The organism is Paenibacillus antibioticophila (genome assembly GCF_000455265.1).
In the GTDB taxonomy this organism is placed as follows: domain Bacteria; phylum Bacillota; class Bacilli; order Paenibacillales; family Paenibacillaceae; genus Fontibacillus; species Fontibacillus antibioticophila.
Genome location: NZ_HG005139.1, coordinates 1,994,401 through 2,005,392 on the forward strand (window position 1 = coordinate 1,994,401; position 10,992 = coordinate 2,005,392).

Annotated in this window: 8 protein-coding genes and 1 pseudogene; all 9 read right to left on the reverse strand. The window is 53.0% G+C overall.

What is annotated here, in order from left to right:
• Positions 1-988: DNA mismatch repair endonuclease MutL (mutL, locus tag TX85_RS27490; RefSeq protein ID WP_044479937.1), on the reverse strand; the 988-nt coding region annotated here is incomplete at its 3' end.
• A gap of 225 nt (positions 989-1,213) precedes the next feature.
• Entirely contained in the window at positions 1,214-3,886 is a 2,673-nt protein-coding gene (gene mutS, locus TX85_RS09150) for a DNA mismatch repair protein MutS (protein ID WP_044478796.1), read from the reverse strand.
• Between the two features lie 69 nt (positions 3,887-3,955).
• Positions 3,956-5,368: a putative amidoligase domain-containing protein gene (locus tag TX85_RS09155; RefSeq protein ID WP_044478797.1), complete on the reverse strand. Its 1,413-nt coding sequence runs from the start codon at positions 5,366-5,368 to the stop codon at positions 3,956-3,958.
• A 363-nt stretch (positions 5,369-5,731) separates the two neighbouring features.
• On the reverse strand, positions 5,732-6,277 hold the full coding sequence (gene cotE / locus TX85_RS09165) for an outer spore coat protein CotE (protein WP_044478799.1): 546 nt from the start codon (positions 6,275-6,277) through the stop codon (positions 5,732-5,734).
• 161 nt (positions 6,278-6,438) lie between these two features.
• A complete protein-coding gene (locus TX85_RS09170; RefSeq protein ID WP_044478800.1) occupies positions 6,439-7,410 on the reverse strand; it encodes an aromatic acid exporter family protein in 972 nt (323 codons plus the stop codon).
• A gap of 123 nt (positions 7,411-7,533) precedes the next feature.
• Positions 7,534-8,280, reverse strand: a complete 747-nt coding sequence (locus TX85_RS09175; RefSeq protein WP_392391837.1) for an ABC transporter permease — start codon at positions 8,278-8,280, stop codon at positions 7,534-7,536.
• Positions 8,281-8,366: 86 nt separating this feature from the next.
• Positions 8,367-9,158: an ABC transporter ATP-binding protein gene (locus tag TX85_RS09180; protein WP_044478801.1), complete on the reverse strand. Its 792-nt coding sequence runs from the start codon at positions 9,156-9,158 to the stop codon at positions 8,367-8,369.
• A gap of 31 nt (positions 9,159-9,189) precedes the next feature.
• Positions 9,190-10,197, reverse strand: coding sequence for an ABC transporter substrate-binding protein (locus TX85_RS09185; RefSeq protein ID WP_044478802.1), 1,008 nt, complete (start codon positions 10,195-10,197; stop codon positions 9,190-9,192).
• A 348-nt stretch (positions 10,198-10,545) separates the two neighbouring features.
• Positions 10,546-10,992: pseudogene (locus TX85_RS27495) on the reverse strand (carboxypeptidase M32); the annotation flags it as partial.

Below are 10,992 nucleotides of genomic sequence, written 5' to 3' on the forward strand. Positions count from 1 at the left end.
CCTGCTGTGACAAGGCCTGCCTCAGCGTCTCCTCCACAAAGGCATTCAGCTCGCTCTCCTTGCTGAAGCGAACCTCCAGCTTGGCCGGGTGCACGTTCACGTCAACCAGTGACGGGTGCATCTCCAGTTGAAGCACCACCAGCGGGTAGCGGTTGATCGGAAGCAGCGTATGGTATGCGCGCAGGATACTTTGCTGTAGACCCGTATTCCGGATATACCTGCCGTTTACGATCGTCGACATGCCGGTCCGGCTGGAGCGGGTCAGCTCCGGAAGGCCGATAAAGCCGGTAACCCGGTAATCAAGATTCTCCCCTTCGATGGGGATCATTGCTTTCGACGTATTGATCCCGTAAATTGCAGCAATGACCTGGAGCAGGCCGCCGCTGCCCCCGGTCTGGAGGAGCGAATTGCCGTTATGCTTGAGACTGAACGATATTTCAGGATGAGCCAAGGCCTGGCGGTACATTACGTCCGACACATGCCCCAGCTCCGTCTGAATCGTCTTCATATATTTTAGCCTGGCCGGTGTGTTGTAAAATAATTCCTTAATCGTAATATCCGTTCCCTGCGGCGCTGCCGTCACCTCGTTCTCCTTCAGCGTACCGCCTTCAATCGCGATGACGCGGCCAAGGCCGCTGTCGTCGGCAGAGGATACAAGACGGACCTTGGAAACGGCCGCGATACTGGGCAATGCCTCCCCGCGGAAGCCAAGGCTCCGGATCTGGAACAGGTCCCGCCCGTTTGCAAGCTTGCTGGTGGCATGACGATAAAAAGCCTTTTCGCAATCCTCCGACTCTATCCCCGAGCCGTTGTCCATGACCTTGATCAGCTCCAGTCCGCCTTCCTCCACCTGAACCTCAATTTTGGAGGCCCCGGAGTCTACGGAGTTCTCGACCAGCTCCTTCACCACGGAGGCAGGACGCTCCACAACCTCGCCCGCTGCAATCTGGTTTGCGATATGCTCATCCAGCACCGTTATTTTTGCCATGCATGTTCCCCTCCCGTCAACTATACTAGTTGAACTAAAGATTTGTACACGAGAGGCAACGTGTGAAGTGTTCTTACGATCGCTGTTGTTCGCGGATTTCTTGGACTCAACTAAGCCATCATAAAGTAGAAATCCGCTCACAAAGGCGAACGCTAACGCTTCTCCAGCACACTTCACACTTATGCCCTTCCTGTGTAGCTTTCTAGTTTAACTTATAAATACTGATTACAGTTGCTTCACCTTCTGCTTCAGCTCATTCACAAGCTGCATAGCCTCCAGTGGTGTCATATTCATTAAATCACAATTCTTAATGGCATTAACAATCTGCTTCATGCCGCTGTTGCTGTCTTCCTGCACCGGTTTATGCTTTCTTTCTACAGGCTCATCGCCAAAAATAGATAGCTGCACAACATCGGGTATTGATGCGGCTTCAGATACAACCTGCTTGTCCGGTAAAGGCGCTCTTTCCTCTGACTGGACAGGAATATCTCCTCCCGCAACCGCTGCGGCCGCCTGCTCCAGGCTTTGAAGCAGGCCATATGCCCGCTCGATGATGCCATTCGGCAAGCCTGCAAGTCTGGCACAATAAATGCCATAGCTCGTGTCGGCCGCCCCGGGCACCAGCTTGCGCAGAAAGTGCACCTTGTCCCCGCTTTCCTGCACGGCCATGCGGTAGTTGCTTAACCCCGACAGACTGCTCTCCAGATGGGCAAGCTCATGAAAATGCGTCGATACCAGCGCCTTACAGCCGATATGATGATGGACATATTCAATGACAGCCTGGGCAATGGCCATCCCTTCGCTTGTCGAGGTTCCCCGGCCCAGCTCGTCAATAATGATCAGACTTCTTGAGGTGGCCTTTTCGGTCATAATCTGGATATCGGCCATTTCCACCATAAACGTACTTTGCCCGCCGATCAGATCATCCGCAGCCCCTATTCGGGTGAAAATCCGATCCACAATCGGAATCTCCGCCTTGGCCGCCGGCACAAAGCTGCCGATCTGGGCCAGAATGGAGATCAACGCCACCTGACGCATATACGTGCTCCTTCCGGCCATATTAGGTCCGGTAATCAGAAGGATGCTGGCCTTGTCCTTTTCCAGCGCCGTTCCATTATCTATAAATGCAGCATCCTTCATGACGGTCTCAACCACAGGATGACGTCCCTGCTCGATGCGCAAATCATATCCGTCGGTCAATTGCGGCCGCACATACCCGCCGTCCGCCGCTACTGCAGCGAGCGCGCACAGGACATCAATCTTGGAGAGCTGCTCGCCCAGCAGCTGCAGTCGCTCGATTTGTCCGGCCAGCCGCTCCCGCAGCTCGCTGAACAAGCGATATTCCAGATCGGCCATCTGCTCCTCGGCCTCCAGAATAAGCGTCTCCTTCTCCTTCAGCTCGGGAGTCACAAAGCGTTCGGCATTGGCAAGCGTCTGCTTGCGCTCATAGCGTCCCTCTGGCAAGGCGCCCAAATTCGATTTGGTCACCTCGATATAATATCCAAACACCTTGTTATAGCCGATTTTAAGCGACTTGATGCCGGTATGCTGGCGTTCCGCCGCCTCCAGCTCGGCAATCCAGCGTTTGCCATTACTGCCCGCCTCACGCAGCTCATCCAGCCGTTCATGATACCCGCTGCGGATGACGCCTCCGTCTCTAACCGATACCGGCGGATCCTCTGCGATGGCCGCATCGATCAGATCGGCCAGATCGCTGCACACATCCATTTCTTCCGCCAATTGCTGTAATGTTGCGGAGCCGGAGGTTTGGCACAGCTCTTTAATGCCCGGAGCCTTGCGCAGGGATAGCTTCAGCGCATTCATATCCCGGCCGTTCGCGCTTCCGAAGGCGATTCGCCCGGTCAACCGCTCCAGGTCGTAGACCTCCTTCAGAGAAGCCCGCAAATCCTCGCGGACGATAAAGCCGTCGCGAAGCTTTTCCACCGCTTCCAGACGGGCTTCAATCTCAGCACGTTTAAGCAGCGGCTTGTCGACCCAGCGACGGAGCAGACGCGCCCCCATCGAGGTCTCAGTCCGGTCCAGCAGCCATAATAGCGATCCCTTCTTGGAACGCTCTCTGACCGTCTCCACCAGCTCGAGGTTCCGCCGGGTGAAAGGATCAAGAATCATATATTGCTCCGGCTCATAGGAAGAGAACTTGGTCAACTGCCCGAGAGAGCGCTTCTGCGTCTCGCTAAGATAACCAATTAACAAGGAGATGCAGCTGCGGCGCTCATGTTCAAGGCGAATCCAGGCAGCCTCGCCGAACTGCTTGCGGGACAGCTCCTCCTTGCCTTTATCCCATGCTGTATAGACCACGGTTTTGCCCAATGGAGCAGCCTGTCCTTCAATATAGGAGAGCAATGCCTCATCCCCGATCAGCTCGGAAGGATCGTAGACGCCGACCTCTCCCTTAAGCCATTCCCAGCTCGACGGCGAAGAGGTGACATACAGCTCCCCTGTGGACAGATCGCAGGCAGCCAGCGCCATCGTGCCGTCCTGTTCTGTCAAGCAGACGAGATAGTTGTTAGCGCCGTCTCCTATCGTCTTGCCTTCCATGACCGTTCCCGGGGTCACGACGCGGATAATCTCCCGCCGGACGACCCCTTTGGCCGTAGCCGGATCTTCCACTTGCTCGCAGATGGCCACCTTGTATCCCTTCTCGATCAGGCGCTGGATATAATTCTCCGCCGAATGATAGGGGACGCCGCACATCGGGATTTTCTCCTCGACTCCGCCATCCCGTCCGGTCAGCGTAATCTCCAGCTCCTTCGAAGCAAGCAGGGCATCCTCAAAAAACATCTCATAAAAATCGCCCAGCCGGAAAAAGAGAAAGGCATCCTGAGCCTGGGCTTTTACACTCAAATATTGTTCGATCATTGGGGTATATGTAGCCATTCGCAACCTCCAAATTCACTTTCATAGATCTCTATTATACCAGAAAGGCGGTCAGGGTTACGAGTGAAATTACAGTCTCCACATCAGCCGGATGTCTGCCGACTCATCCCAGATTGCTCCGGAGGATATCGCGTCAAGCAATGGATCGATATAGCTTTGATAGCGTTCGTAAGCAGGAAGTTCCCTTAACCTGCCTGCCAATGGCGGCCATTCTCGTGCCAATACGGTCTTCGTTCCCTTGTAAAAGGCTTCCCGCACCTCATCAAGGTCAAGCGGCCGTTGATCAAGCTCCCTATAGCTTTCAGTAATCACCCTGGCCAGTGCGACAATTCCTTTCGTCACCATAGGAGAGATCAGGAAGCTCGGCAGGGTTCGATATTCGAAGCCGCCGTAATCCTGGAGCCTGTAATCTCCGAGACTTCCATAGCGCGGACGGCGGCGGGCGCTCCGCTCATCCTCCAGAAGCGCAACCGGCAATGCCAAATAATTATCAAGCACTCGAAGCAGCTCTCCGGATAGCGGAACACCGCTGAAATGCAGATGTCCTCCCAGGGGAAAGCCTTGCTGCGGCATCCCTCCCGCCTGCCAAATCAGCCGGTCATCAGATATCGCCGCACGTGCTGTACGGAACGCTGCCAGCAGATGAAGGACGACCTCTCTGGGCTCCGAGCCAGGCTTAGGACGCAGCTCGGCAAGCGGAAGCATTCTTCTCCCCCGGTATCTTAGCACATCACACCCGGCTACTCCTTGGCGGTTCAAATACCGGGATGCCGGAATAATCTTGCGGGTGTCCGGGTTATACAGCAAAAACTCCGGATCCATCCCGATCAGCGGAACCCGCGATTCCGACTGCCATTGGCTCAGCAGCTGCAATTGCTGTCTCATCGCTTCAGCCATCCGCCATTCCCAGCCTGGCGACCGCCATTCTGTCCCGTCCGTCACATGCTCAACAATAGATTGGCCTTCTCCGTCCGTGCGGAGCATCACCTCTCCATAGTCAAGACCTAAGGCATATAAGGAGCGAACAGCTGTCCTCGACAGTCGCTTCCAGAGCGGAGACCCGGTTACAGGTGTGGCAGCAGATTGCGGCAACACCATGCCGCTTAATGCGTCTTCACCGCTCCAAGGAACCATTTGAAGCGGCTGTAAATGATACACCTGGACCAGATACCGGCGATAATACCCTTTAACAGCAGGCCGCCTGCTTAACTCGGAGGAAATCCCCTCCATGCGCAGCCTGGATTCCATTTGCTTAACCCTTCGGTTTCCAACTTGGCCCGAGCCGAAGTTCATCGGCCACTCGCACGGTTCTCCTCCTGTATAAGCATCCTCAGGTCCATAATAAAGACAATCCTCCCGCAGGCGGCCGTCGGCAAGGTTCAGCACCCGAAACGGCCCTTCGGTACGGTTCAGCGCGCGGATCAGCTTTCTTTTCACTTCCGCATTCAGGGACGGGAGCACAAGCACATGACGGACGCTCATCACAACGACTCTCCTTTAAAAATCCTTGTTAAAAAGTCAGCTTTTCAGCACCGAGAATGTTGCGAGAACCCGAAGAAGGAGGAACGGAGTGTAGGCGGACCCTACATGAGCAAAATGCTTCCAAAGGAAGCATACCTCGTAAGCATCCGCTCGGACTTCGAGGGTGAGCGCAAGATTCGATGTCACATCAACCTCCTTGAATCACTTCGTTATCAAAAGATGACTTTTGGGCTACCTTTAAACAAAAAGAGGGCAGCCGCCCTCGACGACGACGCCCCTGCCGCATATAGTAGACCATACTAACCCATCCATCATTGTTGCCGGGAAGCTGTTAGCGGCTCCTCGCAAGAGATGTCCGCAGTCCTACAGCTCGTCGTCGAGGAGGTCTGGATCCAGATCTTCGTAGTCATCGAAATCCGATCCAAAGTCATAATCCTTATCTCCGTCGTCACTGCCCGGTACGACAAGCACATTCAGCTTGGTCTCGGCCACAAGCTCTACGGCGAATTCGCGCTCCACGCGAATCGCAACCCGGCCGTCCCCGGTCACATTCGCTTCAACCGTGCTTGGCTCCTGCGTGGCCTCCGCAGTCACTTCCACGGTTGAAGCACGATGTCTGCTGTCCAGATAGCTGAGCGGCACATGTTCAACGTACGATACGGTTTCTTTGGCAACCTCTGTCTGCGAGTTTCTGTCGTAGGAGTACCAAATGTTGATATCGTAAGTACCAATAACTTCAATTCCGTCACCCGCGGCAACCGCCTCATACTGGTGGTTAATAATCCAGGCCCCCAGAATGCTGGTCGGTTTGTGAGGCGGACTCACGGTATGTGTTACGGTAGAGAACTTACGACCTTTTCCGCAGATCGCTTTCGTGATAATCTCTCTACTTTGATATTTCAATGACATGGTTTTATTCCTCCTCCATACATCATTCATTACATATGTATGCAAGACCTGGGCTAATGTTCCAAGTTGTAAAAGAAAAATACAGAGATAGAAGCTATATTAAGTTGAATTAATAAGTTTTGCGTGCTGAGGGCATCTGCTCATGCATCACCTGCGGCACGTCATTGTGAAGAAGCAAATGCGGTGCCTGAGCCCCGGGCTTTATCCTTCTTGGCAATCTCAAGATAGTGGGCCAGCTCGCGGCAAAGCTGGAGAATGGCTGAACGAAGCTCGAATTCCTCCCGGGTCGAGGGAAGCTCCATTCGCTTGAATTCCTGCTCCAGCTCGGCAAGCATTCGTTCTGTCTCGCCCATGTATTCATAACTGCTCACGTCTCTGCTCAGCGTATCGAAGAGGATTGCCGTAATCTCCCCTTGCGGCATTCGCTGATAGACGAGTGAGATTAATTCAAGCATACTCTCAATGCGTACAAGCTGTTCCTTTCGCATAAAAAAGTAGATGCTCCAGGATTCACTCGGCGAGATCAACTGATTTTCCAGCGCCCGATTGGCAAGACTCAGCCCTTCCTGTACGGCTCTCTCCGCCTCAATCATCTCCTTGCCGTCCCACACATGATAGGGGTCGCGCAGAGACAATGCAAAGTGACTGAAGATGACGGAGAACATCCCGTCCACCCTGCTGCGGATCTGCTGCAGCTTGTCCTCTGCCTTTGGCATATACGCCATATTGACCAGCATGGCAGCGCCGAGACCGATAACGAGCAGCTCGATCTGGGTAAACAGCACATGCCAGCTTAGCTCTTCGCCCCCAAATACCCGAAAGACCACAACCGAGCTGGTCACGATCCCCTCTTTGAAGTTTGCTTTTGAAATTAGCGGGAAGGCAATCAGAATGTACATAATCAGGCTCCAAATATGGAAGCCGAGCAAATAAAAGATGGCAAAGGCGACAGCCAGTCCCAGCAGAGAGGCAAAAAAGCGCGAGGACACCGTCATAATGCTCCGTTTACGTGTCACATCCACGCCTAATATCGCCAATAGTCCGGCGGATAAATGTCCCTCCACCCCTGCCCAATCTGCAATAATAATGGCAAGCAGTGTCGCGACTGCCGTCTTAATAATCCGGAACCCCATGAAACCACCCTTAGTCATAATTTGTTGGCTTTTGCTCTAACATCGTACCTTTTTTTACCGAAAGCGACAATACGAAATCGGGGGTTCCGCAGAGTTCCTTGCTTGCAGACGGCAAGGAGCGGTTTACCGCTCCTTGAGCAGCTTGCGCTCCACGTAGACCACCATCTGATACATAGCCGTTGCCACAACAGCGATAATAACCAGACTCGACAGGACCAGCGTGAAATTAAACACCTGAAACCCGTAAACGATCAAATAACCGAGGCCGATCTTAGCGACCAAAAACTCGCCGACAATAACACCGACCCAGGACATGCCGACATTCACTTTGAGTGTAGATACGATGGCAGGGTAGGAGGCAGGCAAAATCGCTTTGACAAAAACGTCTCTACGGTTGCCGCCAAAGGTCCGAATAACCTTGATCAAATTGGAGTCCACTTCGTTGAAGCTGTTGTAGACCACTAATGTAGTTACAATGACGGTAATCGATAGGGTCGTCATTACAATCGCGGTAAAGCCCGCGCCAAACAACACGATGAAGATCGGCCCCAGCGCGACCTTGGGCATGCTATTGAACACAACCATATAGGGGTCAAGCACCTTTGACAGAAAAGGCGACCACCAAATAAGGACCGCGATTAATGTGCCAACCAGCGTACCCAGCAGGAAGCCGACAGCCGTCTCCCCCACCGTCATGAACAGATGCGGCCACAGCTCTCCGGTAACGATATCCTTGACGATCTGGGCTCCGACCTTCGAGGGGTAGCTGAAGATCAGGACATCGATCCATCGCAGGCGTCCGGCAAGCTCCCATAGTCCAATCAAGGACAGGAGCAGCAACAATTGAGTCGCAAGCACCTGTCTTGCCATCCGCTTCTTGCGTCTACGATGCTGCAGCCATTTCTCCTTGATCCACAATTCCCGATCGGTTCCTTCTTCGCTGACAGGCATGGAAGTCAATTCCGGTTCCCCCTCTCTTCCTGTGACTCGAGATCCCGCCAGATTTCATGGAACAATTCATTAAATCCGCTCTCTTCCCGGGCGTAAAAGGGCTGCGCCTTCCGGATGTGCTCGGGGATCTGATACATACTGCGAATTCTTCCGGGCCGCGCCTCAAGCACGATAACCCGGTCACTGACCGCGATCGCTTCCGATAAATCATGGGTAACGAGCACGCCGGTCTTGCCGCGCTGGCGTAAAGTGTCCACGACCAGGTCCTCCAATTGAAGCTTGATTTGATAGTCCAGCGCCGAGAAGGGCTCATCCAGCAGAAGCAGATCCGGATTTGTCGCGAGAGTCCGAACCAGGGCCACACGTTGCCGCATCCCCCCGGATAGCTGATGAGGATACTTATCCGCCGTATTTTCCAGTCCGAGTCCATTCAAGAGCTCAAGGACCCCCTCCCTGCTCCGGTCATTCAGCCTCCCCGTCAGCTCCAAACCAAGCAGCGCATTGTCAAGTATGCTCCTCCATGGAAACAAGTAATCTTGCTGAAGCATATACCCCACCTCAGGCGAAGGGCCGCTGACCGGTTTGCCGTGCAGCAGAACCTGGCCTCGGGATGGCGGGATTAATCCGGCAATCACGGACAGAAGTGTGGTTTTGCCGCAGCCGCTTGGGCCGACCAGGCTGATCAGCTCTCCGGAGTACACGGACAAATCAAGTCCCTCCAAAGCCAATACCGCTTCCCGGTCGGTCACATAGATCAGATCCAGATTCCTTAATTCAACGACAGGTACTGCATTCATTGCATACACCCTCCTTTCCGGCCGTTCTGAACTATTCAGCGGATTGCAACGCCTTCTCGCCAAAGGAGTTATCCGCTACCTGATCAAGCTCTACTCTGCTCTTGAGTTCACCTGCACTGTCCATTACATCCAGAAGATTATTCCAGGCCGCTTCATGAAGCACAGGGGATTCCGCGTATGAGCCCTGCTCCAAATAACGCTTTACAGAGCTGACAAGAATGTCTTCGTCCGTGTCCTTGAAATAAGGGGCAATCGTCTTGGCCGTTTCTTCCGGTGAATGGTCGCGTACCCAGATCTGCGCCTTATGAACAGCATTCGTAAACTTTTGAACCGTGTCTCCATGTTTTGCAATGTAGCTCTGCTTTGTCATGAATACCGTGTAGGGAAGCTGCCCGCTTTCCGTTCCGAACGAGGCAATAACATGCCCCTTTCCTTCGCGTTCAAATATGGAGGCCTGCGGTTCAAATAGCTGCACATACTGCCCTGTGCCGGAAGCAAAGGCAGCAGCAATATTGGCGAATTCGATATTCTGAATCAGCTCCAGATCCCCTTGCGGATCAATGCCATGCTTCTTCAGCGTGAATTCTCCCGCCATTTGCGGCATGCCGCCCTTTCGCTGTCCGAGGAAGGTGCTTCCCTTCAGCTTGTTCCAGTCAAAGTCTCCTGTCTCCTCCCGCGCTACCAGAAAGGTCCCGTCCGTTTGGGTTAACTGAGCAAAATTTATGACGGGGTCCTCCGCTCCTTGCTGATACACATAAATCGATGTCTCTGCACCAACCAGGGCTACATCAATCGCTCCCGACAGGAGCGCTGTCATCGTCTTGTCTCCGCCGGCTGTGGTCTGCAGCTCTACTTCAAGCCCTTCTTCCTTGAAAAACCCCTTCTCCAACGCCACATATTGGGGCGCATAGAATACCGATCTCGTCACCTCGCCAATTCGGACCTTTTGAGCCGTGCTGCCGTTGCCGCAGCCGCTGAGCATACTGACCAGCAGAACGACCAATCCGATGGCGAGCACTTCATATTTTCTGAACGACATGCCATTCACCTCTTTCATGCAAATTAGGTATTGACCATGGTTCAATGTATGCGGCACGGGAAGGAATGGTTAAGCCATACAAACGCAAAAAGGCAGGAAGCTGAAGTACAGCTCCCTGCCAAAAACAATTAAGTACTATATAAGTTGAACTAAAGATTGTACACTGGAGGCAACGTGTGAAGTGTGCTTACGATCGCTGTTGTTCGCGGATTTCTTTAATTGAACTAAGATATTATGCGGTAGAAATCCACTCACAAAGGCGAACGCTTACGCTTCTTCAGCACACTTCACACTTATGCCCTTTCTGTGCATTTTTTTAGTTCAACTTATATAGTTGATCAGCCTCTTTTAAACACCGTAAATCGCTTTGAATTTTTCCTCCAGATAAGCTGCTAGATAATCCGGATTCAGCGGCTCGCCTGTAATGTTCATGATAATCTCGGCAGGCTTGAGACTCTTGCCGTGTTTATAAATGTTCTCAGTCAGCCATTCCTTGATCGGCGCAAAGTTGCCATCTTCCACAAAGCCGTCAAATTGCGGAAGCTCCTTGCGCAGTGTATTTGTAATCTGTGCCGCATACATATTCCCAAGCGCATAGGATGGGAAGTATCCGAAGCTTCCTCCTGACCAATGCACATCCTGTAATACCCCCAGGCCGTCATTTGGCGGTGTGAGTCCCAGATAAGCCTTGTATTTCTCATTCCACACCTTTGGCAGCTCGCTAATAGGCAAGCCTTCGTTGAAGATCATCTTCTCAATCTCATAGCGGATAATAATGTGCAGATTGTATGTCAG

What these genes read in the sequence shown, in the direction of transcription:
- TX85_RS09185 (WP_044478802.1), bottom strand. Translation starts at nt 10,197, where the DNA reads ATGTCGTTCAGAAAATATGAAGTGCTCGCCATCGGATTGGTCGTTCTG.
- TX85_RS09180 (WP_044478801.1), bottom strand. Translation starts at nt 9,158, where the DNA reads ATGAATGCAGTACCTGTCGTTGAATTAAGGAATCTGGATCTGATCTAT.
- mutS (WP_044478796.1), bottom strand. Translation starts at nt 3,886, where the DNA reads ATGGCTACATATACCCCAATGATCGAACAATATTTGAGTGTAAAAGCC.
- TX85_RS09170 (WP_044478800.1), bottom strand. Translation starts at nt 7,410, where the DNA reads ATGGGGTTCCGGATTATTAAGACGGCAGTCGCGACACTGCTTGCCATT.
- TX85_RS09175 (WP_392391837.1), bottom strand. Translation starts at nt 8,280, where the DNA reads ATGGCAAGACAGGTGCTTGCGACTCAATTGTTGCTGCTCCTGTCCTTG.
- cotE (WP_044478799.1), bottom strand. Translation starts at nt 6,277, where the DNA reads ATGTCATTGAAATATCAAAGTAGAGAGATTATCACGAAAGCGATCTGC.
- TX85_RS09155 (WP_044478797.1), bottom strand. Translation starts at nt 5,368, where the DNA reads ATGAGCGTCCGTCATGTGCTTGTGCTCCCGTCCCTGAATGCGGAAGTG.